The organism is Marinomonas balearica (assembly GCF_004362145.1).
Taxonomy (GTDB): domain Bacteria; phylum Pseudomonadota; class Gammaproteobacteria; order Pseudomonadales; family Marinomonadaceae; genus Marinomonas; species Marinomonas balearica.
This window is the reverse complement of record NZ_SNXC01000002.1, coordinates 1-23021: the sequence shown is the minus strand read 5'-3', so window position 1 is coordinate 23021 and position 23021 is coordinate 1. Positions and strand designations below refer to the sequence as shown.

Genomic DNA, 23021 nt, shown 5'->3' with positions numbered 1-23021 from the left:
CTGTGCTGCTTATTTTTAACAAAATATTACACTTATATCTCGGCTGTAACACGGCAGTCGTTGAACAAAGATAAGATGTTTTTATCATTAGTCTTCTTTAATACGATAAGCATTACGTTTACTTTAATCTCATACTCGGACGCCTCACTATATGGATACTTACAACCCGCTCTCAAACAAAAAACTCTTTGAAACCGGCGTTAAATTGGTACGTTTCGCATGGGTTGTGGAAATTCTAGCGGTTTCCATCGGTTTCATGATCTCTTTGGTGGTCTCATTTTCAGCTTACACCGAGCTCAATAGAAACCGCGGAAGCGAATCACTTTCAATGGGCGATTACAGCAGTATTGTCGTCGCTGCGTTGCCTTTTGTTTTAGTGGCTGTAGTTGAAGCGGCAAAAATCCCATTGGCAACAGCCATGATGTACGCGAAGCACTTCTACTGGCGTATCCTGTTTTTCTTAGGACTAACCCTACTCGCGACCATCACATTTGAAACTATGTTGAACGGATTTGAGCGTAACTTTTCGAATCTAAACCTCACCATTGATGAGCAAAAAAATGAGTCTTTGCTGATTCAAGCCAAAATCGACGATTTAGAAACGCGTAAGGCTGAAATAGATACCATTGACCCTGAATTAGTCGAAAAGGACTACCGTAGCAAAATTAATTCCGCTCATAGCTATTACCTTGCTCAAATGAATCAAGAAAAAGAGCGCATAAACGCACAACTTGATCGACTAAGTAACGTTGGCACTGGCAGTTATGAGCAAGAGATTCAAACGTTGAACGCAAAAGAGCGTGACATCTATGACGCTTGGGATCAAGAACGTAACGCGCTGCAAAAACGTTTCCGTGCGTTGCTGAACAGTTATGTGAACAACACTGAAAGCGATAGAAGCAAGCAAGAAAAAGAGCTCGAAGACCTGAAAAAGGAAATGGAACGTGAAGTGGCTGATGCAGGCTTTTTTACCCGCTCTCAGGTAGAAAAGAAATATCGGGCTTTGATCAAAGAGAAAGAAGAAAGACTCTATCAAGTAACAGATAGAACCACGGGCGACGGCGCATTAGAAAAGCGCACTCAAACAGAAAAACAGCTTCAAGATCAATTGCAGTTGCTTGGCAAAGATTACCAAAAACGCATCGACTTAGTACGAAATCGCATTACATATTTGGAACAGCAAATAGAAGAACAAAAGCAAAAGAACAGTTCGCAAAAAGCAACCTTGTTAGCCACCTTAGAACAAACAGAAGATGTTGCTGCTCGCTCACGCAGCGTGTCTGTTAGCCGAGCAAATAACGAAAAAACAGAGTTACTTACTCAGTACGATGGCATTCAAGTTGAAGTGACGAGCATTGATGCTCAAATCTACGAATACAAGCAACAACAGACACTGATTGCACACGAAGTAAACCGCCTAGTAAATTCAAACCAAATTTATCGTATGGCGGCTTACGTTGAAAACAAGGAACAAGCCATTGAGGTTTCCAAATCGACGGTTGGTTTAGTTGCATTAGTTTGGTTCGCTTCATTAGCCTTCATCAGTGCTGTTACTGGGGTGTTCTTGGCGATTGCGGGACTTTATATGCAGCGTATATACGCGAAACCAGAACAACAATCTCCACCGCCAACCCGATCTGAAGAGTCACCGTTAGCACATGACGCAGAAGACGACGAGAACGCTCGTCTATCCATCGCGTCTTAAAACAAACTCTACGCCTTTAGTTGCCATGTTGCGACTAAAGGCGGTATTTTTGGCATGTTCAGGGCTCCAGCCAAGAATAAATCGATGAAAATCGGCCCATGCAACAACAAATAGAGCGTCCCATTCCATTACAACTTTTTCAGCAGAATCTGGCGATTCGCCCCTTGCAACCAAGCACCTCGAAAGCTCACCAAAATAATGCTCTAATAAAAACGAAAGGTTTTCAGATAGATTTTCTTCGCTGAGGCAACTCCCTAAAAAATACGCGACATCTTGAACGCCGATCCCTACCCCAACATACTGAAAATCCACCGCCGCGACCTGATTAAGATCCGCTGAGAAGCAAAAATTCGCCACTTTCGCATCTCCGTGCAATAACGTTTTATAGGTGGCTCCTTCCATTGCAGAGTCTATTCGATTGGCGTGCTCCTTTAACAAAGAGTCTGTCATAGCGTGCCACTCGTCGGGTCGTGTACTTAAATGCCAATACGTTCCTCTCTGCCAAAGATCGAAAGAATCGGTCCTATTTTCTATACCCAGAAATCGAGCATGGAAGTTGGCCAACCAATCCAATACGGCTAAACATTCATGCACCGCTAGTTTCACTTTTCGAACCGAATAATGAGATGCATCCAAATCTTCCATTAAAATATAGATTGCATCATCGCTGCGCCAGACGCCATAACATTGCGCAACACGTTCTGATTTAGAACACCGACTTGACCAGTTTTCGTACCAATTCGCTTCCATGTCATAAGATCGCAATTTGCGTTCATGGGCATGGTGAGACTGCCAACCTCGCGGATGCTCGTTAACCTTGTCTAATCTGATGGATTTTAAGATGACGTAATGAGGGTCAGGCTCTCCAATAACCCCAGACTCATGAACCCTATATCGGACAATTTCCCCATAGCCACTCCATAACGTTTGAATAGACTCGATCCGATCGACATACTTAGCTTTTAGCGCTCTCTTTATATAAATTTCAGGGGAAATCATTACCTTGCAATTCCTAAGTCATCCAGATGTAACAAGATCTCCGTCTTACGCTCTGCTTTTATACGTTGCCAATGCTCATTCTCTTGCGCCCCGATCATGGCATACAACATATTGAGACTTACTCCCGACGCGCTCTTTTCATAGAGCCGCTTATACGCATCAAAGACATCTGCCGACAAGAAAGCATCGACACTCTTAATGTTAATATCGTGGAGTACTTTCTCACTTTTTGGGCCCAGATTCATAAGTTGACGAATATGCGTAACCCCTTCGTCATGCTTTAACACTTTGTGTCATCCGGCGTAGTTGCATCCCTAACTTTCATTTTAGCTCTTTCGTAACACTCACTGATTTCCGTCAAATTCACTTGTTGGTCGCACAATAAAAGAATTTGCATCAATAGCTGCCCGTCAACCGTGCCTTGACTAAATTTTGAGCGTAAATTCGTCGTTTTCTGACGCACATTAAACTGCTCCCACAGTTGATTAGACAGAGTCTCATGATCGAGGCCAGCTCTCTTAATGTACGCAGGCAACCAGTTCTTTAAGGTTTCTTTCCATTCCATTTTACTCACGACAAGAAGGCTTTCCATTTCTTGGCTTATCGAAGGATCCTTTTTAGGCATGGCAATGTGACTCACTAATGTAACGTGTTTGACAGCATAGCAAATGAACGTTTATTTTCAACTTTAGTTAAATATATTTAATTTTTGTTGAATATATTTAAAAACATGGTTATGGTTTTAGAGAACTAAAAGCTTAAGGACGTTAGCATGAATTGGACTTTGGAAAGTATTCACAACACTTTTACTCAGACAGGCTTTTATCAATCACACCATGTATCTGCTTCCTTTGAAGAAAGCACACTGACCCTCATTTTCAATGAATTCGGAGACTTGCCTATCATCATGGCAATAGGCGATGGGCAAATCCTTGTAGAGGCTGCCTTGGTGGAGCGACATGAATTTGAAAATCCATCTGAAATCGACTACCGACTTCTGACAACCCACAAATATCTACCATTAAGCACAATAGGAATTCAACCGATTGGCGGTATTGATTGGTATGTCATTTTTGGTGCGCTCTCAACCAACTCCAAGATCGAAGTCATTATTGAAGAGCTGCAACTCTTAGTAAGGAACACCTTTCATGTCATTGATACGCTCGAACCTCTGTACCGTTTTAATACCTTAAAGCCATAAACTGAAATCCAAAGGAGTGAATGATGAACATATTCAGTAAGCTTTTTACCGCTTTAAAAGGTGGCGCTTCAGAAATGGGAGAAGCCGTTGTTGATGACAATGCAATTCGAATTCTTGAGCAAGAGCTACGAGAATCAAAAGCGTCATTGGATCTTGCTAAGGAGAGCGAAATTACGCTGTTAGCGAGCCAAAAACAGGCGGAAGCGAAAATAGCAAAGCTCTCCAGCCAAATAGAAGAATACGAGAACAATGCGTTTGTCGCGCTAAAGCAAAATAACGAAGCATTAGCACTAGAGATTGCGCATCACATCGCCACCCTAGAAGCAGAACAAAAAAACAACAAAGACCAAGCAGAACATTTCGCTAAAAGCGCACACACATTGCGATCTCAGATCCAAAAAGCGGAAACTGACATTTCAGACTTTTATCGTCAATTAGAACAAGTGAAGGCAACAGATTCAGTTCACAAAGCACAAGAAAATATGCATGCCAATATTCTCACAGGAAAACCTTCCGTAGCATCTGCAAAAGAAAGCTTGGAGCGCATTCGAAATAAACAAGAGCACTTTGAAGCGAGACTAGAAGCTTCTCAAGAGTTAGAGAGCCGCTCAACCCTAGATGAAAAGCTCAAGAACGCAGGCATTACGCTAAACGTAACTTCAGCTCAAAACATTTTAGACAAAATAAAAACGCGCGCAGAATAAACTGCATTTAAGAGTATCGGAGATTCGTAAATGCTTGATTTCATAATAGCGGACGGCAACAGCATCTACCTGCTTCTCGTGGCGAGTGTATTGGTTATCGCCTGTTTAGAAGGTTTTTGCACTCTGGTGGGTTTTAGTTTTTCATCGTTAATTGATAATTTAACCCCAATAGACATTGATGCTCCAGAAGGAGCGCTTACCAAAACTTTAGGGTGGATGTGCCTTGGCAGGCTCCCCGTACTCATCTGGTTAATACTGTTAATCACGAGCTTTTCTCTGTCTGGACTTACGGCTAATTATGTCTTTTGGGCAATGCTTGGCGTCACTTTACCTTTCATGATTTCGCTGCCAATCGCTTTCGTTGCCTGTATTTTCATCACTCGAATCGCGGGCAATGCCCTGATAAAAATATTGCCTAACAATGAATCATCTGCAGTGGCAACCGATTCATTTACCGGAGGTGTTGCCATCATCACAATTGGAACGGCGCGACAAGGCTCCCCAGCCGAAGCCTCGTTTACCGATAAATATAAACAAAAACATTATGTAATGGTTGAACCCTTAGCGGAAGAAACTTTCTCGCAGGGGCAACAGGTTGTACTAATCGAAAAAGACGCAGGGATTTGGAAAGGCTCACTCCTGCGTGCGTCAATGATCAACAATGAGGAGAAATAAATGGAATTTTTGAACGACACAGCAGCAAGCTTCACACTCATCATAATCGGTGTAGTGTTTTTCGCTTTGATCGCCATCGGCTTAATCTTTGCGAGACTCTATGTTCGAGCTACGAAAGAAGTTGCCTTTGTGAGAACCGGATTAGGAGGGGAAAAAGTAGTAAAAGACGGTGGTGTTATCGTGCTTCCGGTTGTCCATGAAACGATCCCCGTCAATATGAACACGCTAAGAATAGAAGTCGAAAAAACTCAAAAAGACGCGTTGATCACTAAAGACAGAATGCGTGTTGATGTTAAAGCGGACTTTTATCTGCGAGTCGCACCGAATGCCGAAGGGATTTCAATGGCAGCGCAAACCCTTGGAACAAGAACCACGCGGGTTGAAGAAGTCAAAAAGCTCATGGAGTCCAAGTTTGTCGATGTGTTACGCGCAGTCGCTGCTGAAATGAGCATGACTGAGATGCATGAACAAAGGGCTGATTTTGTTCAAAAAGTGCAGCAAAACGTGGCCAATGATCTAGAGAAAAACGGTTTGGAGCTGGAGTCCGTTTCATTAACAGGGTTCGACCAAACAGATCTAGAGTTTTTCAATGAAAACAACGCATTCGACGCAGAAGGCCGAGCGAGACTTGCAAAGATAATTGAAGAAAAACGTAAAGAAACCAATGATATACAACAAGAAAACCGTATAAAAATCGAACAAAGAAACCTCGAAGCGGAAAAGCAATCGTTGGACGTAAAGCGCAGTGAAGAAGAAGCTCGTCTAAACCAAGAGCAAATTCTCTCGTTCAAACGTCAGGAACAAAAAGCGGAAATCGCGAAGCAAAGAGAACAAAAAGAGCGCGAAGAACGAGAGGCGATGATCGCCAAAGAAAAAGCAATTGAAACCGCAGAAATTGAAAAATCTAAAGAAATAGAAACACGTGAAATTGCGAAGCGCCAAGCCTTAGAACAATCAACGATCCAACAACAGCAAGCCGTTGAAGTTGCAGAGCAAGTGAAACAAATTGCCATAGCCGAAAAATCAGAGGAAGAATCTGCAGCAAGAGCAAAAGCTGCCGAAGCAGAAAAAATCAAAGCTCAAAAAGAAGAAGAGGTCATCACAGTTAGGCATCTAGCAGAAGCAAACCGTCGCAAAGACATTGAAGTGATCGATGCTAAAAAAGAAGCCGAAAGAGAAGCCGTTGGCGTCACAACCGAAGCGGCCGCTAAAAAAGAAGCGAGTCTATCCACTGCTGAGGCAATTTTAACAGAAGCGAAAGCAAGTGCAGATGCAAAAATCCTTCAGGCAGAAGCAGATGAGAAAGTATTGGCGGTAGAAGCGGCCGGTAAAGAAGCCCTCTATGAAGCCGAAAATACGCTAAAGGACGAACAGATCGACCTACAAAAATCATTAGCAATATTAAAAGTCCTTCCTGAACTCGTCGCAAATGCTGTGAAACCACTTGAAAGCATCGAAGGAATTAAAATTTTACAAGGCTACGGCGGCCAATCTAATCCTATTTCGATGGGAGAATCCACCAGCCCAAGTATGGCAGATCAGGTTACGAATGCAGCCTTAAGTTACCGAGCAAATGCTCCGTTGGTGGACTCGTTGTTAAAAGAGCTCGGCGTAGTAGACAGCCAAAATGGCAGTTTAAATGACTTGGTCAATGGCAACAGTTTGCTAAACCAATCACTTGATAGCACGCAGAGCAGCAACGATTTAAACAACTCTTGATTTAAATCCATCGCTACATGCATTACCCTAGTATGAAGAATTTAAATTCGTTCCTTTATACTAGGGTATTTGTACAACCTTCCTAATGAACCTTATCATCTCTCACTCCGTTAGCATTCCTCCTCATGAAATCCAACTCACTGCAATTCGAGCGCAAGGAGCTGGCGGGCAAAACGTGAATAAAGTATCCAGTGCCATTCATCTTCGGTTTGATATCAAAGCGTCGTCACTGCCCGAGTTTTATAAGGAACGCTTGCTGTCGCTCAGTGATTCACGCATTACTAAGGAAGGTGAGATTATCATTAAGGCACAGCAACACAGAACTCAGGAATTAAACAGAGAAGACGCTTTAGAGCGACTAAAAGCGCTCATTTTATCTGCTACTCGAGTTCAAAAAGCGCGGCGCGCAACCAAACCCACTCGTTCCTCACAGAGAAAGCGAGTCGATTCGAAAAAACAACGCGGGAAGGTTAAAGCCTTACGGAAATCGAACTGGGACTGACATTCTAAGCTCAAGCATCACTCATGCCCCTCTAACGGTTCGGGATCTCGTTATTCTGGCAGCACTTCTTTTAATTCCAACAACATTTTATACGCACTCTCACTGCTTAAGTTATAGGGATCAAAGCTTTTTTGCGGAGAAAATTTAAGGTAGATAGACTTAGACAGTACCGACTCAGGAATAAAACCCATCGTCCAATCAGGGAATGAGCGTACAGAAATGTCTTTGAACTCTAATAACACAAGATCCGAATGCCGACTATCAAGAAGCAGCCGGCTGTAGGTTTCATTGGTCTGATATCGAGACCCTTCAAGACATTGTAAGAAATACTTGTCATCAAAAAAGAGGACGCCCGTTACATCATTCAGTTTATTGTGCTTGTTCGCACTATCAAGAATATCCGCAACCGCAGAAGGTGAAATATCGTTCGAGATCGTGCTGGCGTATATCAGTCTGGTTAAATACATTGAAAATCCATTTTAGAGAACGTTGGGGTTGGCTAGAAGATACTCACAGGCAACAAACTCACCTTTGATTATTAACTAACACTTATGTCTTAAAAGAAACAACAGACACGCTCTCTCACTTCGACGTGTGGGTACTTTTTATTCACAATGTATCTAACTATAGGCGACGAAGCTTCGGCTCACCCAGTTATTTTTACTCTATAAGAATAAACCCATCAATAAGCCAATCACCCCTCTCTACTCTGCAATATCAGGAAGGTTTTCTGCGACGTCTAAATACGTTTTACTGCTCGTCAAAACCGCAACAATATCTTCAAGCGGTTCTGCATGAATTTCCTGACAATCGTACTCACCGTCAACTTTAATTGGAAATGCCAACTGCTCTATTGGAGGAATACACTGTGCATTGACACCTTCTTTATTGCCCCTGGCATCCATTCGATACCAGCCAAACTCTTTTAAATAAACCGCGTTTAACCCATGTAGACAAAATGGAGGAACATCATCCGTTATAGTAATCCGTTGATAGCATAGGCCAGCTGGAACGCCATTTGCTCTGAGTAACGCAGCTAACAAATGACTTTTAGCGTAGCAATAACCCGTTTCACTCTCTAACACATCAGAGGCTTTACATGTGACGGGGTTGGCCTTGTAATCCCAACTATGACGAATACAGTCTCGAACAAACTCAAAACAGCGCTTAACCACTTCCAATTCGCTATCGCAGCTCTTTGCTAACGCCTTCGCTTTTTGCACGATATTAGGATTACGCCAGTCTATGTAGATCGACTCCGCTAAATAGTCTTCTACACTGCCAGATACTTGATTCATGTGCATTCTTCCATTCAATGTCTATTGATACGCTCGTCATTCAACCTTTATGACTTCAACCAAGATTCTACACGCCGAACCGTGTTATTCCACACATCTTTCCACAGTAAATTGAACCGTACAGTTTGTACGGGGAAGCGCGACTTAAATAGGCGATTTCCCCAACGAATCAGTTTCATCAAACCAATACCCGAACGAATCTCAAACTCTTCATAATAGAACCGTCGGCCACTTAATCCCTGTTTACGCAAATTTGACAGCAGGTCTTGGCGCATTGCTTTTGGGCCACAAAACGACACCGAAATTTTTGGCCAACTACCTTTTAATTTTTGAGTAATTAAAGCCGTACTTAAGCGCTCCCCTTGGGAGGATTCTAGACAATGTAGCTTGAAGTTGGGCTTTTCTCTTGCAATGGACCTTAGCTCATCCAAATGCATTGCATGGCTTTCTTCCTTAAAGCTGTAGAACAGATGAACTTCTTGCTCACTGCCCAGTGCATTTGCCCAAGCAACAAAGGGAGTGATTCCTACTCCCGCTGCAACCCACACTTGTGGATGCTTTGTGCGTTTCATGAGGAAATTACCATGCGCTCCGGTAATCGTCGCCTGCATTCCAGTCGCAACTTGCGCTTGAAGGCGCTCGGTATAGTCCCCCAAAGCACTTACCGTAAAGCGCAAATTACCCTTTGAATCCGGTGCTTTACTGATGGTAAACGGGTGAACTTCCGACAGGTCAGCTTGATTGAACTTCAAAAAGGCAAACTGACCAGCATAGTGTTTCATCGCTTTATCTATAGGCGAAAGTGTTATGGCAACGCTTTTACCTTTGCGTTCAACGCTTTCAACTTGGTAACGATAGTGCTTTCGCATAAATATCCGAAAACCTAAACAATAGAAATAGCTAACAATACCGACCACACCAAAGACTGAGGTATACAAACCGACAAAGCTGGTCAGCTCAAACGGCTTTGGAATAAAAACAAAATGCAAAACACCGCAGATAAACATCACACCCATTAGCTTATGGCTCAATTTCCACAAATTATAAGGAATGGTCGTCAGCACGGTCACTAGAATGAGAACTTGCAATGCGTCTAAACTAAAGCCCCCCAAACTCTCACCAAAATCCGCCAGATTCCCACCTTTCAAACCGCGGATGTCAGGATCTATATTGTCATGCAATAGAACCAAAGCTAACGCCCCTATCCCCAGCCATTTGTGAAATATATAGATACGATCCATCCCACCAAAGAGCGCCTCAAGCCCTGTTAGTCGAGTTGCCATTAACTGAACAAAACCCATCGCGACGATCGCAGCTACCCCAAAGAATTGACTCACTAAGGGCATAACCGGATATTGACCAGCAAGAGTGTAGAACTCATAACTTGGCACAAGCAGTAAAGTGACAACCAACAGTAAGCCAGGAAGGCGCATTTTTATCTCCCAGTAAGATAGAGTGTGAGTTAAGAATATTAAGGATGATTGCTTAAGGAAATATTAAAGAGGGGCTCGATAGGTCAACAAATTACATGCTTGGTCTTATGAGAGGGAACGGATATAGCCGATGGTCGACTTCATTTGACTATTACGGTGGAGGAACATAACAAAGTACAGTTCTTCGTCGCCATGTTGTAATTCAATTAGTATCTCTACAAATGACCTTATAGGTAAGCGAACGCCGAACTCGTGCTAGTTCGGCTCAACTGTAAGTCTCTCTTGTTTGGCTGCATGCGTAATGCCCTTACATCATGACTAAAGGATTCGAAGTCACATTGGAAGTGCTTGGAAGGCATAGAGCGGACAATACATTCTATTTCAATAACTGCATGTCGATACGCACCATATCTCCTCTATATACTCCATTCGCAATCAAAACCAAGTCTCCTTTGTCATCGATCGCAATACGCTGCACTTTAACTACAGGCGCTGCAAGTTCAATATCCAGATAAGTCGCCGTATCAAGATCCGCTGAGTCTACCGTTAGCGTTTGATGTGCATCAACAATCGTAATATTAGGTAGGTCAAACACAAGGCGCATTGCAGTTTTCGACATGTAGTCAGATTCACTCAGCTGTTCGCAGAGTCGTTGGTCTATATATACATCTGCAATTAGGAAAGGCTCATCTTCACGAACATGTAAGCGCGTAAGATGCGTATAAGAGGCTGCAACCTTCCCTGTTTCAAACTTCTCTTGCTGTAGAACCACATCACTGCGTTGAGACAGGACGCTAATCTGTGCATCGGCTCTAGAAATGAGCAAGCCATTCCAATCGGTTTTTACTTCACACCAAATATCGCGGCGGGGCTGCTTTTTGACAAACGTTCCTTTGGCTCTAAATCGCTCAATTAACCCTTCTTTTTCCAATTGTCCTAAAGCTTGCCGAATGGTCATGCTGGCCACGCCACAGTCTTCGACTAACTGAGCGACGGTCGGAATTTTAGAACCAACAGTCCATTCACCAGATTCTATGCGCTTTCGAAAAATCGTTGCAAGCTGGATATAACGAGCTACCGAGCTCTTATCAAGCGCAGAAGCGGTGGTATTTTTTATTTTTACAGACACAATTTTACACCTGAATGTAGATGCTAAATAAGCGAAAGAGGCGCTCATATATAGCGGTTAGAACGATCGTTTCATCGCCTTTTTTACTAAAAGCTATATTAAGGCATAAGCTTTCTGGATTCAATTAACTCCATATTTTCATTAATTTTTTCACTAATGAAACGCCTTCATATTGCTTAGTATCAAGAGATTTACTGTCAAGATTGTATGTTAATCACTCAATTTTTTTCTTTTTCCTGTCACCTAAACCATTTCGACTAGACTATAAATAAAACGAAATATGAATATTGCTGGCCTAAAATCATTGTGCTATAAATATAGCATATCAACACAAAAACAATAAAAACCGGAGACTTAATATGTTCTCAAGCATCATGAAAAAAGCATCACCCGTGTTCGCTACAGTAGCATGCGCTTTGGCAACCCCTGCACTTGCTGCGACTTGTCCTGCGGACTTCCCAGATGGCCCCATCGCTCTGAAAGTAGGTTTCTCAGCGGGCGGCGGTACAGATTCAGTCGCTCGTAAAGCAGCCTCTCTCTTACAGCAGCAGCAAGGCTGGACGGTTTATGTTGAAAATCACCCTGGTGCAAGTGGCGGCGTAATGGCAAAAGGGTTACTAAAAGCCGACAGCAAAGGACTAAGTATTGGCGTCGGTTCAACCACCACACTTGCTATCAACCCATATAAGTCCAAAGACATAAATTATACCTACCAAGATTTCAACTATATGGGCACCGGTATGATGCTGAACTATGGCTTAACAACGAAATCAGGAAAGCCATATTCCAATTTAGAAGAGTTTGTAGAGTACGCTCGTGATAAAGGTCGAGCGACCGTATCCGTCGGCTCGTTGTCATATGAAATTGCCGTACGAAATATCGCCAAGCATTATGGTGTGCGCTTGATCCCAATCCCTACTAAGGGTTCTTCTCGCGCACTAAAAGATGCATTGGGTGGCCATGTCGATGCAACAGTTCAGGGAACGGCACATGTATCACAAATTCGTGCCGGAAAAATGGTTCAGCTTGCTACTCTGACTAGCGAACGCGCGACATACGCCCCAGAAACAAAAACCTTAATTGAAAACGGCTTAGACCTCGCGATTGATGGCCATATTATTTTCTTCACTCCTAAGCATACCGATTCTCAGATTCAAACCTGCTTAACGGAAGCACTCGCAGAAGTAACCGAATCCTCCGAGTACACCGACATGATGAATAAGCTTCAGGCTGCGGCATCTAATCTGGGCGCAGAGGGTACAACATCCTATTTGCAAGCAACCTCGAAATTCTATCAGGAGGCATTAGCAAAATGATCCTTAAAGAGCGCCTTTTAGGGGTAGGAGGAGCGCTGTTCGGCGCTCTCCTTTTACTTTATTTAATTCCGACATTCGTAACGGGTGAAGTCACCGAAAGCGGTGATCCCAGTTTCTTTCCACGTATAGCGGGATGGCTATTTTTGGTGTTAGGGGGATTACAAATTCTATTTGCAACTCCGTCGGAAGAAACGCTGCCATCAAAACAAGAAATGGGACGCTTAGTTCTTTTCGTGGGAGCAATGGTACTTGGGACGTCCCTTTTGCCTATTGTAGGGTTCCTTCCCTATTCAATGGGATTAATGGCCGTCATCGTTTTAATGGTATTTGAAAAGCGACCTCATTGGATTGCGCTCACCATTGTAGGTGTACCAATCGGGACATGGTTGTTATTTGAACAAATTTTACAGCGTCCTTTACCTTAGCTGATATGTTGGAAAGATTACGACTATGTTTGACTTAGATCTCATTATTAGTGGGTTAGCGAACGCGATGACGCTAACTAACATTTGCTACATACTCGCAGGGGTTGTTATCGGTCAGATTGTTGGTGCGACTCCAGGGTTAAGCATCATTATGGCGCTTGCGATCGCTATCCCCATCACTTTCGCATTAGATCCGTTGACCGCTATTTCGTTTCTGATCAGTGTAAACAAAGGTGGAACGGTAGGCGGTGCAGTTCCTTCAATACTTATTAATGTTCCAGGGACACCAGAATCTGCTGCAACCGCATTGGATGGTCACCCAATGGCGAAAAAAGGGAAGCCGCTTAAAGCCTTAAAGTATGGTCTTTATTATTCATTCTTTGGCGATCTTTCAAGCGATATTATCTTAATATTGATAGCCGCTCCTCTAGCCGTACTGGCCTTACAAATGGGACCAGTAGAAATTCTTGCGTTGATGATATTAGCCTTTACGGTTATCAGTGGCCTCGTAGGAAATTCTATGATCAAAGGCTTAACGGCTGCCGCATTTGGCTTTCTATTGGCGTCAGTTGGATTAGACCCTGCTACTGCAAGCCCTCGCTTTACCTTCGGAATGCTAGACCTTTACGATGGTCTACATTTAACGGCGCTGAGTATCGGAGCCTTAGCTATGAGCGAATTGCTGCATGGCATGGTAAACACACGCAGAGGGGAAAAATCTGCGGCCTCAATTAAGATCAACTCCAAGTCGAAAGAAGACTCTCACGTTAGTTGGGCAGAAGTACTCGCTAATAAATTTGTCGCATTCCGCGCTTTGATTATCGGTACGATTATCGGCGCCATTCCGGGATTAGGATCAACAACAGCAGGGTTCTTGAGTTACTCCATTACCAAGCAGAGTGCAAAAGATCCTGAGAAATTCGGAACAGGGGATCCTCGTGGTATTGCTGCGACGGAAACGGCAAACAGCGCCGTTGTCGGTGCAAATTTAATACCTCTTTTAACGCTCGGTATTCCGGGAAATATCGCCGCTGCGCTATTAGTGTCTGCACTGATGATTCACGGAATACAACCAGGCCCTCTATTATTCGAAGAACAAGGTGAGCTGGTCTACGGCATGTTTGGTGCTATGTTGATTGCTAACTTCTGTAACCTTGGCATTGCGCAGTTTTGTATGCGCTTTTGGGCAAAAGTTATTTCTGCGCCAAAAACAGTGGTCTTCGCAGCAGCTTTGTTACTTTGTCTAACCGGAGCTTACGTTGCAGATGGCGGTACGTTCGCTGCCTTCATTGCCATAATAATGGCAGTTGTAGGCTACCTAATGCGTATGTTTGGCTATTCAATTGTTGCATTTATCGTTGCCTTTATTCTAACGCCCCAGCTTGAAGAGTCTATTATCCAAGCCCGGTTAATCACGGATGGCGATATTACAATGCTGGTATATCACCCAATCGCAATTGCTTTGCTTGTTTTGTCCGTCGCGTCTGTAGTTTTCTTAGGTCCACGTGGTAATAGGAAAAAGAAAGCGAAAAATGTAACAGCCGGTGATGAAAAAAATGCCTAACTCAACTGCAGAATTTATCAGTAAATACATACGATCAGGTGATAGCAATATTGCCTATCGTACAATAGGTAGAGGACAAATCATTTGCTTATTACCTTCGGTTGCACGTGGCACTGAAGATCTCGTAACACTGGCCAATTTGCTATTCGCACAAGACTATAAAGTGATCTTGCCCGAACCTCGCGGCATAAATGGCAGTACAGGTCCGCTTGACAACTTATTGTTTGAGGACGTTGCAAAAGACATTTTAGCCGTTATCGAGAAAGAGAAATCTGACGAATTTCCTCAAGCCATTGTCGCAGGCCATGCGTTTGGCAGTATGGTCGCACGGGCTTGTGCATCAGCATCTCCAAGCTCGATTAAAGCGATCATCCTTTTGGCCGCTGGTGGAAAGAATTTTGCGCCAGAGTTAAGTCAGATTATCAATCTGTTGACCGAAGGAAGCGCCACTCTAGAAGAAAAAATCGACATGCTTGCCAAGGCATTTTTTGCGAGCAAGGAAGCCGTAAAGCCGCAGTGGCTAGAGGGATGGTCACCGACCTTACTCGCATCACAACGCCATATACGATTAACGTCCGATAAAAGCACGTGGTGGCACGCAGGAGATGCTCCAATTTTAGATGTCATTGGAGATCAAGACCCTTTCCGTATTCCTGAACAAAGAATGTCATTGGTAAGTGAGCTTGGGAACCGAGTTACGGTTGAGGTCGTTTCAGATGCAAGTCATGCACTGCCCGATGAAAAACCCAACGCGGTCGCTCATGTAATGCATACGTACATAAAAAGCCTAAACGCTAGCTAAGAACCTGACAATGAGTAAAACCATGAAAGACAGTCTCTTAAAAGAAGTCGACTCTAAAGGTCGCAACCCTGTGTCTTTAACAATTGCCAACGGCATTGCGGTGATAGCAATTAATAATCCACCTGTAAACGCGGGGTCTCATCCTGTTCGTGCAGGTATCGTTGAATCGTTGAAAGGATGTACCTCGGCCTCTCTAAAAGCCGTTGTCATTATTGGCGAAGGTCGAGGCTTTTCAGGAGGCTCAGATGTCAAAGAATTTGGAACCAAACTACTTCCGCCTGAAGTGCCCGATGTGATACGAGCGATTGAACAGCACCCGATTCCCGTCATTGCTGCGATCCATGGAATCGCACTGGGAGGAGGCTTAGAGCTTGCGCTTGGTTGTGATTATAGAGTGGGAAAATCCGGTGCCTTAGTCGCTTTACCAGAAGTGTTGCTGGGCATGATTCCTGGTGCAGGTGGCACTCAACGTTTACCGCGTCTAATCGGGAAATTGAAAGCGCTTGACCTTATCTGTAGCGGTAAGCGCGTCACCTCTGAAATGGCACTTTCTATGGGTTTTATCGATTCAGTATGTATAGGTGACTTGCTCTCAGGAGTGATCCACTTTATTGAAGATAATCACCCTTTAGATAAACGTTTGAGTATTGAGCAGTCTGTCCCTGTAGATTCAGAAAGCGAGCTTAATGCGGCGATTTTCAAAATTAAGCAGCGAAATAAAGGCCGTGAAAACATCAGTGAAGCAATACGTCTAGTGCAAGCCAGCAGTAACGATCATGCGGAAGCAACATTGATCGATGAACGCCAAACATTCAATAAATTGCGCTTGAGTGAAGATGCTTTTGCATTGCGCTACCTTTTCTTTGCTGAAAAAACGGCCTCTAGAATCGAAGCTATCAATGATACAAAAGCTACCAAAATAACTTATGTAGGAATTGTTGGCGGCGGAACAATGGGGCAAGGCATAGCAAAGGCGGTGCTTAATGCAGGGCTAAAAGTCGTACTTATTGAGCGAGACAGCGAATCCTCTGAACGCGCTTTTCAAGCAATCAAAACCAGCTACGAAAACTTAGAGAAAAAAGGGATCTATCGCCCAGATCAAGTACAGAATTATTTAGATAATTTATCCAGCACTGTTGGATTTGAGGCAGTTACAGAATGCGAGCTCATTATTGAAGCGGTATTCGAAGATATGCAAATCAAAAAAGCGTTGTTAGAAGATCTTGATGCTATTGTCCCTCGTGCAACCATCCTTGCAACCAATACGTCTTATCTGGATATCAATCAGATGAGTGAAAATCTCAAGCATCGCGAGCGCGTTGTTGGCTTGCATTTCTTTAGTCCCGCAGACCGAATGAAGCTTTTAGAAGTTATACGTGCTGAGCAGACCTCTGAATCAGTTTTAGCAACCTCTCTCGCTTTTTCTAAAAGGCTTGGCAAACAAACGGTCGTTGCAAACGTTGCCGAAGGCTTTATTGGCAACCGCATTTACGCCGCTTATAGACGACGAGCAGAACTGTTAGTACTTGATGGTGCATGTCCCTACGAAGTTGACAAAGCAATCAAGAATTTCGGTTTTGCTATGGGTCCATTCGAAGTCTCTGACCTGTCAGGATTAGACATCGCTTGGGCGATGCGCAAACGCAAAGCATCCGATAGAGATCCTAATGAGCGTTACGTCACCCTCGCCGATTCGCTATGTGTTGCGGGACATTTTGGTCGTAAAACAGGGCAAGGCTGGTATTCCTACCAAGACAAGACTGCACTGCCTTCTGAATTCGTCAAAACGCTTATCAATGAGACGCGTACCAATCAGGGAATTGAAATACAAAACTATGATGAATCAGAGATTCAGCAACAACTTCTTGTCTCGATGGTCAACGAAGCCGCTTGTTTGATTCATGAAGGAGTAGCACAACGCGCCTCTGATATTGATGTTGCTATCACCAATGGCTATGGCTTCCCTCGCCATAAAGGCGGTCCTATTTATTGGGCAAGCCAACAAGATCCAATACACCTAACAAAGATTTTACAGCAACTTTCTAATTCTGTTGGCCATGGTTTTAAGACAGGCCCAGTTTCTGAAATCGTCTCATTCTTAACTCAAAAAGGAGGCCAATCAAATGCATGATGTCTTTATTTGTGATTATACCCGAACGGCCATAGGACGTTTCGGAGGAGCGCTTTCTTCCATTAGGGCGGATGATCTCGCTGCAATCCCATTAAAAGCTTTAATGGAGAAACATCCAAACATCGATTGGAAAAACCTAAGTGATGTCGTTCTAGGTTGCGCAAATCAAGCCGGAGAAGACAATCGTTGTGTCGCTAGAATGGCACTACTGCTCGCAGGATTGCCTAACAGCATTGCAGGCACAACCATTAACCGTCTATGTGGCTCTGGCATGGATGCTATCTTAACTTCATGGCGACAACTTGCTATGGGGGAAGCAGAGATTGCTATTGCTGGAGGCGTTGAAAGTATGACTCGCGCTCCATTTGTCATGCCAAAAGCTCAAACGGCTTTTTCTCGTCAAAGCACAGTTGAAGATACCACTATCGGTTGGCGCTTTATCAACCCGTTAATGAGACGGCAGTTTGGTGTCGATTCAATGCCAGAAACAGCCGAAAATGTGGCTGAGCAATTTAATATTTCTCGTGAAGATCAAGATGCCTACGCACTTAGAAGCCAGCAACGTTGTGCGCAAGCAATAGAATCAAACTGGTTTAAAGAAGAAATTACATCTGTCAGCATTCCAGTTCGTAAAGGCGATCCCACTATTTTTAACCAAGACGAGCACCCTCGTAGCACTAGCGCAGAGGCACTCGCTAAGTTATCAACCCCGTTTCGAGAGAATGGCACCGTCACCGCAGGTAATGCATCTGGAGTGAATGATGGTGCTGCAGCAATGATCCTAGCAACGGAAGAAGGTATTCGTAAGTACCACTTGACTCCTATGGCACGCATAAGAGGAGGTGCGACGGCGGGGGTAGAGCCTCGTATTATGGGCTTTGGCCCCGCTCCTTCTACTTTAAGGCTCTGCGATCGCTTAGGCATTACACCCGCCGATTTTGACCTTATTGAACTAAATGAAGCGTTTGCAAGCCAAGTGCTTGCCGTCCTCCGCCATTTAAATCTACCCGATGACGGTGATTTTATTAACTCTAATGGTGGTGGTATAGCACTAGGACATCCATTAGGTATGTCTGGCGTGCGTATTACAGGAACATTGGCACGATCCATTGCCGCAGGCAAAGGTAAGCAAGGGCTTGCTACCATGTGCATTGGCGTCGGTCAGGGTATTTCTATTGCGTTGGAGGCAGTGTGATCATGCGAATTTCAGTTAATAGCACTTCATTAAATGTCTCAGTGAATCAACTTGATCCAACTCTTCCATGGTTGGTATTTAGTAATTCATTAATGACAGACATGTCTATTTTTGACGCTCAGTTCGATGAGTTCAAATCGCGATTCAACATTTTACGCTATGATCAGCGGGGGCACGGTCGATCAGAAATAACCGAAAACCCCCTAAATTTCGATATTTTGTCCGATGATCTATTAGGACTGATATCGAATTTTGACATCCAGCGATGCATATTTATCGGTTTATCAATGGGCGTTCCCACCGGAATAGCAGCCTATGAAAAACAGCCTGAGCCATTCTGTGCGATGGTTTTTATAGACGGTCAACCCAATAGCGCACCCGCTGCAGCCGAACAATGGCAAAACCGAATCGAAGCCGCAATAGAAAACGGGCTTCCCATGTTCGCCGATGCTACGTCTAAACGATGGATCACACCAGACAATCACGCAGCGAAGCGCCTTGATCTTCTTGATATGATGGCCGCAACGCCATTAGCTGGCTTTATTGCCAGCGCCAACGCCCTAAAAAGCTACGACTATAGGTCTGTATTAGAGTCCCTTTCTGTGCCGTGTGTACTGATAGCAGGAGCTGAAGATGGGCAAATGCCAAATACAATGGAAAGAATGTCACACGTCATTCCGGTTGCTGATTTTCACGTGATACCAAAAGCTGGACATGTGGCCTGCTACGAACAACCAAATAACGTAAATCAATTATTAACGCCCTTTTTTGACCGTTTGGAAGCGTACTAATGAAGCTACTTTGGTCCCCTAGATCGCCATTTGCACGCAAAGTCGCGATCGTCTTGCATGAGCTAAACCTGCAAGACGAAACGACTAAAGTGCTAACCAATTTGGCGTTACCTATCACACCTCCTAAATCCATTTTAGAGGTGAATCCTTTGGGTAAAATCCCAGCTCTAATCTTAGAAAATGGGAAGGTTTTAATGGATAGCAGAGTAATCTGTGAATACCTTAATTCGTCACATAATGGCTCGTTATACGGTACAGATTATGAAGCAAATACAACCCATTTGATTTGGCAGTCTCTAGCAGATGGCCTAAACGAAACACTGCTGTTATGGCGGACAGAAATAAATCGTGGAGATACAAAATCAACCGCGATATGTGCCAACTTTGAAACAAAAGTCGGTGCGACCATGGCTCACTTAAACACCAATATACAGCAGTTTCGGCAAGAGAAGTTTGGTATCGGTCATATCGCAACTCTCTGCGTTCTCGGTCAATTAGATTTTCGATGGTCAAGCAGTGAATGGCGACGAAGCTTCCCTGAGCTGGCAGCTTGGGCTCAAGACGTAAGCGACCGCCCTTCAGTCAAAGAAAATCCAAGTGCAGTTGAAGATTCATCCACGGCGTTTCCTATTAAAGCGCCTCAAATACAGTTTTTTAAGGAGTAAGCATGGCTGGTCCACTTTCTCATATTCGCATATTAGATTTAAGCCGTATTATGGCTGGTCCTTGGGCGGGCCAGATTTTAGCCGATTTAGGCGCAGACGTAATTAAGGTAGAGCGTGCGGGTGTAGGTGATGACACTCGCCGCTGGGGGCCTCCGTTTTTGAAGGATACTGAGGGTAATGAAACTAAGGAATCAGGGTATTACCTATGCGTCAATCGTGGCAAGCGCTCAATTGAAGTCGATCTTGCAAGCAACGAGGGCCAAAACATTATTAAAGAGTTAGCAAAGACATCTGACATTGTTTTAGAAAACTTTAAGGTTGGAACTTTAGAGCGCTATGGCCTTTCTGCAAATGACTTAAAACAGATTAATCCAAAGCTCATCTATTGCTCTGTCACAGGCTTTGGACAAAACGGCCCCCAAGCTAAAGATGTTGCTTATGATTTCATGATCCAAGCAATGGGCGGCCTAATGAGTGTAACCGGCGCAGCAGACGGCTCTCCGGGTGCGGGACCTCAGAAAGTAGGTATTCCTATTATTGATATGATGACTGGAATGTACGCAGCCATTTCAGTATTAGCGGCGTTAGCAAAACGGGCAGAAAACGGAGAGGGAGATGTAATTGATATAGGCATGCTCGATGTAGCAACAGCTATGCTGGCAAACCAAGGTATGAACTATCTTGTCTCAGGAAATGTACCTTCTCGTAAAGGCAACAAGCACCCCAACATACAGCCGCAAGATGTTTTCGAGGTAAAAGACGGACATATTGTATTAGCCGTAGGGAATGACGAGCAGTTTGAACGCTTTTCAGAAGCACTCAATAAGCCAGAATGGTCACAAGATGTTCGTTTCTCAACAAATAAAGAACGTGTGAATAACCTCGACGTCCTTCATCCATTGATTTGTGACGAACTAAAAAAACAAGAACTTCGCTATTGGTTAGACAGTTTTAATGTTGCCAAAGTACCGTGCGGCCCAATTAATTCCGTACCTATGGTCCTGGATGAGCCTCAGGTTAAACATCGCGAAATGTTGCAATATATTGATCATCCATTAGCAGGTAAAGTGCCGCAAATTGTTTCTCCAATGAAGTTCACTAACTCACCACTTAAGTTCGACAAAGCGCCGCCTCAATTGGGTGAAAATACCTCCGAAATTTTAGCTGAATTAGGAATCGATGGAGAGTAGATATGGGACGAATTAGCTTACCAACACGCGAAGTCATGTCAGCCGCTCAAAAAGTAGTATATGACTCTGTCGTAGCTGGCCCAAGAGGCGTGGTAGTTGGCCCACTAAGAGCCGCTATTCACAATCCAGATTTGGCCGACCGCTGGCAAAAACTAGGAAAGGTACTACGTTATGAAACGTCATTACCCCTGTCTCTCAATGAGCTAGCCATCGTATTAACAGCTCGTCGCTGGAATGCTCAAGTAGAGTGGTCTATTCATGCAAAAGAGGCTGAAAAAGCGGGACTTTCGACGGATGTCATCGAGGCCATTCGAACCGGAAGCAAACCTGACTTTACCAACGATACATCAGGCGAAGAAGTATATTGCTATGCCCGTGAAATTCTTATGAATGGGACATCGCAACTTGAAACTTACAAAGCTATTGTAGCGCGTTGGGGTGAAAAGGGTGTTGTAGAGTTAACAGCAGTCATCGGATATTACTCAATGGTTGCAATGACACTAAACACACATGAAATTCCAATGCCTGAAGGTCTAGAGAATCAATTGGATGTTCCTGACAGTGGGCTTTATCCCATACCAGAACTGGCTTAACTCACTCTCCTTGGGGAATAAACATGGTAAATTGCTTCACCGTAACAGTCGATAATTATGTAGCGATCGTTGAAATAAACCGTCCACCAGTAAATGCACAAAATAACGAATTTAGAACTGAAATTACAACAGTCTTTGACCAGTTGGGCGATCAGGAGGATGTGCGAGCCATCATTCTTACCGGAGCAGGCAAAACCTTTTCGGCAGGAGCAGACCTTAAAGAGCGTCCTGCTAATGAGGCAGGTGCATATGCACTGCACAACCGGAGAGTCAGGGCGAGTTTTGATTGTGTCTTTGAGTGCAAAAAGCCTGTGATTGCAGCTGTAAATGGCGCTGCAATTGGTGCAGGCTGCGTACTGGCATTATGCTGTGACATCATTGTAACAGCCGATACAGCATTTCTTTCAATGACGGAAGTGAATGTCGGTTTAGCGGGAGGCGTTTCTCATGTACGTCGTCATTTTGGCGAATCTAATGCTCGCCTTATGATTATGACCGCTCAGCGTGTTTCTGGCCCTGAACTCGTACAAAAGAATGTTGCCTCTCATTCCGTCCCATTAGCTGAGCTCATGCCGCTAGCTAAAAATATTGCTGAAGAGATTGCATCTAAGAGCCCATCTGCTGTTCGTGCTGCAAAAAAATCCTTTCTAACGACAGAAAACCTACCATTACACGAAGGGTATTTATTCGAACAATCTCAGACTGAGATATTGTCGGCCTCTAAAGACACTAAAGAAGCATTAGCAGCCTTTAAAGAAAAGAGAAAACCTCTTTTCAATTAATGCTGAGTCGATACGGTTTGCTAGAAAGTAGCATACCGCCTCAATAAGTGTGTCTCTCGTTTCTGATCTCAATTCAGGATTCAGGACTTCTGTCAGGATTGCGTATCTCAGAAACGAGAAAAGCCCTGACCATTTCTGATCAGGGCTTTCTGTATTAGAAGCTTGACGACGACCTACTCTCACATGGGATCCCCCACACTAC

General features: G+C 43.9%; 24 protein-coding genes. 17 read left to right on the top strand and 7 right to left on the bottom strand.

Annotated features, from left to right (window positions below):
* The first annotated feature begins 151 nt into the window (after positions 1 to 151).
* Positions 152 to 1705, top strand: coding sequence for a coiled-coil domain-containing protein (locus DFP79_RS00610; protein ID WP_133501957.1), 1554 nt, complete (start codon positions 152 to 154; stop codon positions 1703 to 1705).
* On the opposite strand, the gene DFP79_RS00605 is transcribed toward DFP79_RS00610, so the two are convergent.
* Genes DFP79_RS00605 through DFP79_RS00595 form a run of 3 tightly spaced genes read right to left on the bottom strand, consistent with a single transcriptional unit; the run spans position 1688 to position 3329 of the window.
* Positions 1688 to 2704 (bottom strand): oxidoreductase family protein, encoded by a 1017-nt coding sequence (locus tag DFP79_RS00605; protein ID WP_133501955.1) that lies wholly within the window; start codon positions 2702 to 2704, stop codon positions 1688 to 1690. The two genes, DFP79_RS00610 and DFP79_RS00605, sit on opposite strands and share 18 nt — an antisense overlap.
* A complete protein-coding gene (locus tag DFP79_RS00600) occupies positions 2704 to 2991 on the bottom strand; it encodes a TfoX/Sxy family DNA transformation protein (protein WP_133501953.1) in 288 nt (95 codons plus the stop codon). The genes DFP79_RS00605 and DFP79_RS00600 overlap by 1 nt, the downstream gene beginning before the upstream one ends.
* Entirely contained in the window at positions 2985 to 3329 is a 345-nt protein-coding gene (locus tag DFP79_RS00595) for a DUF6471 domain-containing protein (protein WP_133501951.1), read from the bottom strand. The genes DFP79_RS00600 and DFP79_RS00595 overlap by 7 nt, the downstream gene beginning before the upstream one ends.
* A 147-nt stretch (positions 3330 to 3476) precedes the next feature.
* Between DFP79_RS00595 and DFP79_RS00590 the strand changes: the two genes are divergently transcribed.
* From DFP79_RS00590 to arfB, 5 genes are all read left to right on the top strand, one after another.
* Complete coding sequence (locus DFP79_RS00590) at positions 3477 to 3905, top strand: YjfI family protein (RefSeq protein WP_133501949.1); 429 nt, start codon at positions 3477 to 3479, stop codon at positions 3903 to 3905.
* A gap of 20 nt (positions 3906 to 3925) precedes the next feature.
* Positions 3926 to 4609 (top strand): PspA/IM30 family protein, encoded by a 684-nt coding sequence (locus DFP79_RS00585; RefSeq protein ID WP_243730162.1) that lies wholly within the window; start codon positions 3926 to 3928, stop codon positions 4607 to 4609.
* Between the two features lie 30 nt (positions 4610 to 4639).
* Positions 4640 to 5284, top strand: coding sequence for a YqiJ family protein (locus DFP79_RS00580; RefSeq protein ID WP_133501945.1), 645 nt, complete (start codon positions 4640 to 4642; stop codon positions 5282 to 5284).
* A complete protein-coding gene (locus tag DFP79_RS00575) occupies positions 5285 to 7003 on the top strand; it encodes a flotillin family protein (RefSeq protein WP_133501943.1) in 1719 nt (572 codons plus the stop codon). It abuts the gene before it with no gap.
* An 85-nt stretch (positions 7004 to 7088) separates the two neighbouring features.
* The gene (gene arfB / locus DFP79_RS00570; protein ID WP_133501941.1) at positions 7089 to 7505 is read left to right on the top strand and encodes an alternative ribosome rescue aminoacyl-tRNA hydrolase ArfB; all 417 of its coding nucleotides are present in this window, start codon (positions 7089 to 7091) and stop codon (positions 7503 to 7505) included.
* Positions 7506 to 7555: 50 nt separating this feature from the next.
* On the opposite strand, the gene DFP79_RS00565 is transcribed toward arfB, so the two are convergent.
* The 4 genes from DFP79_RS00565 to DFP79_RS00550 form a co-directional block, all read right to left on the bottom strand.
* Positions 7556 to 7972, bottom strand: coding sequence for a BLUF domain-containing protein (locus tag DFP79_RS00565; protein WP_133501939.1), 417 nt, complete (start codon positions 7970 to 7972; stop codon positions 7556 to 7558).
* 237 nt (positions 7973 to 8209) lie between these two features.
* Positions 8210 to 8803 carry a transglutaminase-like domain-containing protein gene (locus tag DFP79_RS00560; RefSeq protein WP_133501937.1) on the bottom strand — a complete coding sequence of 198 codons (594 nt, stop codon included), beginning with the start codon at positions 8801 to 8803 and terminating at the stop codon, positions 8210 to 8212.
* A gap of 47 nt (positions 8804 to 8850) precedes the next feature.
* Positions 8851 to 10236, bottom strand: coding sequence for a ferredoxin reductase family protein (locus DFP79_RS00555; protein WP_133501935.1), 1386 nt, complete (start codon positions 10234 to 10236; stop codon positions 8851 to 8853).
* Between the two features lie 376 nt (positions 10237 to 10612).
* Complete coding sequence (locus DFP79_RS00550) at positions 10613 to 11365, bottom strand: GntR family transcriptional regulator (RefSeq protein WP_208111373.1); 753 nt, start codon at positions 11363 to 11365, stop codon at positions 10613 to 10615.
* Positions 11366 to 11724: 359 nt separating this feature from the next.
* Here DFP79_RS00550 and DFP79_RS00545 point away from each other — a divergent pair, with 359 nt between their 5' ends.
* From DFP79_RS00545 to DFP79_RS00495, 11 genes are read left to right on the top strand one after another with little or no spacing between them, the layout of a single operon-like run.
* A complete protein-coding gene (locus DFP79_RS00545) occupies positions 11725 to 12681 on the top strand; it encodes a tripartite tricarboxylate transporter substrate binding protein (protein WP_208111372.1) in 957 nt (318 codons plus the stop codon).
* Complete coding sequence (locus DFP79_RS00540; RefSeq protein WP_133501931.1) at positions 12678 to 13106, top strand: tripartite tricarboxylate transporter TctB family protein; 429 nt, start codon at positions 12678 to 12680, stop codon at positions 13104 to 13106. The genes DFP79_RS00545 and DFP79_RS00540 overlap by 4 nt, the downstream gene beginning before the upstream one ends.
* A 25-nt stretch (positions 13107 to 13131) precedes the next feature.
* A complete protein-coding gene (locus tag DFP79_RS00535) occupies positions 13132 to 14670 on the top strand; it encodes a tripartite tricarboxylate transporter permease (protein ID WP_133501929.1) in 1539 nt (512 codons plus the stop codon).
* On the top strand, positions 14663 to 15472 hold the full coding sequence (locus tag DFP79_RS00530) for an alpha/beta fold hydrolase (protein WP_166637607.1): 810 nt from the start codon (positions 14663 to 14665) through the stop codon (positions 15470 to 15472). The genes DFP79_RS00535 and DFP79_RS00530 overlap by 8 nt, the downstream gene beginning before the upstream one ends.
* Before the next feature lie 10 nt (positions 15473 to 15482).
* The gene (locus DFP79_RS00525; protein WP_208111371.1) at positions 15483 to 17603 is read left to right on the top strand and encodes a 3-hydroxyacyl-CoA dehydrogenase NAD-binding domain-containing protein; all 2121 of its coding nucleotides are present in this window, start codon (positions 15483 to 15485) and stop codon (positions 17601 to 17603) included.
* Positions 17596 to 18798 carry a 3-oxoadipyl-CoA thiolase gene (gene pcaF, locus DFP79_RS00520; protein WP_133501925.1) on the top strand — a complete coding sequence of 401 codons (1203 nt, stop codon included), beginning with the start codon at positions 17596 to 17598 and terminating at the stop codon, positions 18796 to 18798. Before DFP79_RS00525 ends, pcaF begins: the two co-directional genes overlap by 8 nt.
* Before the next feature lie 2 nt (positions 18799 to 18800).
* Positions 18801 to 19589 (top strand): alpha/beta fold hydrolase, encoded by a 789-nt coding sequence (locus DFP79_RS00515; protein WP_133501923.1) that lies wholly within the window; start codon positions 18801 to 18803, stop codon positions 19587 to 19589.
* A complete protein-coding gene (locus DFP79_RS00510; RefSeq protein WP_133501921.1) occupies positions 19589 to 20254 on the top strand; it encodes a glutathione S-transferase family protein in 666 nt (221 codons plus the stop codon). The genes DFP79_RS00515 and DFP79_RS00510 overlap by 1 nt, the downstream gene beginning before the upstream one ends.
* Before the next feature lie 2 nt (positions 20255 to 20256).
* Complete coding sequence (locus tag DFP79_RS00505; protein WP_133501919.1) at positions 20257 to 21444, top strand: CaiB/BaiF CoA transferase family protein; 1188 nt, start codon at positions 20257 to 20259, stop codon at positions 21442 to 21444.
* A gap of 2 nt (positions 21445 to 21446) precedes the next feature.
* A complete protein-coding gene (locus DFP79_RS00500) occupies positions 21447 to 22037 on the top strand; it encodes a carboxymuconolactone decarboxylase family protein (RefSeq protein WP_133501917.1) in 591 nt (196 codons plus the stop codon).
* Between the two features lie 23 nt (positions 22038 to 22060).
* A complete protein-coding gene (locus tag DFP79_RS00495) occupies positions 22061 to 22819 on the top strand; it encodes an enoyl-CoA hydratase/isomerase family protein (protein WP_133501915.1) in 759 nt (252 codons plus the stop codon).
* Positions 22820 to 23021: the final 202 nt, after the last annotated feature.

Coding starts and splice junctions, on each gene's coding strand:
- DFP79_RS00610 (WP_133501957.1), top strand. CDS start 152: ATGGATACTTACAACCCGCTCTCAAACAAAAAACTCTTTGAAACCGGC.
- DFP79_RS00605 (WP_133501955.1), bottom strand. CDS start 2,704: ATGATTTCCCCTGAAATTTATATAAAGAGAGCGCTAAAAGCTAAGTAT.
- DFP79_RS00595 (WP_133501951.1), bottom strand. CDS start 3,329: ATGCCTAAAAAGGATCCTTCGATAAGCCAAGAAATGGAAAGCCTTCTT.
- DFP79_RS00590 (WP_133501949.1), top strand. CDS start 3,477: ATGAATTGGACTTTGGAAAGTATTCACAACACTTTTACTCAGACAGGC.
- DFP79_RS00585 (WP_243730162.1), top strand. CDS start 3,926: ATGATGAACATATTCAGTAAGCTTTTTACCGCTTTAAAAGGTGGCGCT.
- DFP79_RS00580 (WP_133501945.1), top strand. CDS start 4,640: ATGCTTGATTTCATAATAGCGGACGGCAACAGCATCTACCTGCTTCTC.
- DFP79_RS00575 (WP_133501943.1), top strand. CDS start 5,285: ATGGAATTTTTGAACGACACAGCAGCAAGCTTCACACTCATCATAATC.
- arfB (WP_133501941.1), top strand. CDS start 7,089: ATGAACCTTATCATCTCTCACTCCGTTAGCATTCCTCCTCATGAAATC.
- DFP79_RS00565 (WP_133501939.1), bottom strand. CDS start 7,972: ATGTATTTAACCAGACTGATATACGCCAGCACGATCTCGAACGATATT.
- DFP79_RS00560 (WP_133501937.1), bottom strand. CDS start 8,803: ATGAATCAAGTATCTGGCAGTGTAGAAGACTATTTAGCGGAGTCGATC.
- DFP79_RS00555 (WP_133501935.1), bottom strand. CDS start 10,236: ATGCGCCTTCCTGGCTTACTGTTGGTTGTCACTTTACTGCTTGTGCCA.
- DFP79_RS00545 (WP_208111372.1), top strand. CDS start 11,725: ATGTTCTCAAGCATCATGAAAAAAGCATCACCCGTGTTCGCTACAGTA.
- DFP79_RS00540 (WP_133501931.1), top strand. CDS start 12,678: ATGATCCTTAAAGAGCGCCTTTTAGGGGTAGGAGGAGCGCTGTTCGGC.
- DFP79_RS00535 (WP_133501929.1), top strand. CDS start 13,132: ATGTTTGACTTAGATCTCATTATTAGTGGGTTAGCGAACGCGATGACG.
- DFP79_RS00530 (WP_166637607.1), top strand. CDS start 14,663: ATGCCTAACTCAACTGCAGAATTTATCAGTAAATACATACGATCAGGT.
- DFP79_RS00525 (WP_208111371.1), top strand. CDS start 15,483: ATGAGTAAAACCATGAAAGACAGTCTCTTAAAAGAAGTCGACTCTAAA.
- pcaF (WP_133501925.1), top strand. CDS start 17,596: ATGCATGATGTCTTTATTTGTGATTATACCCGAACGGCCATAGGACGT.
- DFP79_RS00515 (WP_133501923.1), top strand. CDS start 18,801: ATGCGAATTTCAGTTAATAGCACTTCATTAAATGTCTCAGTGAATCAA.
- DFP79_RS00510 (WP_133501921.1), top strand. CDS start 19,589: ATGAAGCTACTTTGGTCCCCTAGATCGCCATTTGCACGCAAAGTCGCG.
- DFP79_RS00505 (WP_133501919.1), top strand. CDS start 20,257: ATGGCTGGTCCACTTTCTCATATTCGCATATTAGATTTAAGCCGTATT.
- DFP79_RS00500 (WP_133501917.1), top strand. CDS start 21,447: ATGGGACGAATTAGCTTACCAACACGCGAAGTCATGTCAGCCGCTCAA.
- DFP79_RS00495 (WP_133501915.1), top strand. CDS start 22,061: ATGGTAAATTGCTTCACCGTAACAGTCGATAATTATGTAGCGATCGTT.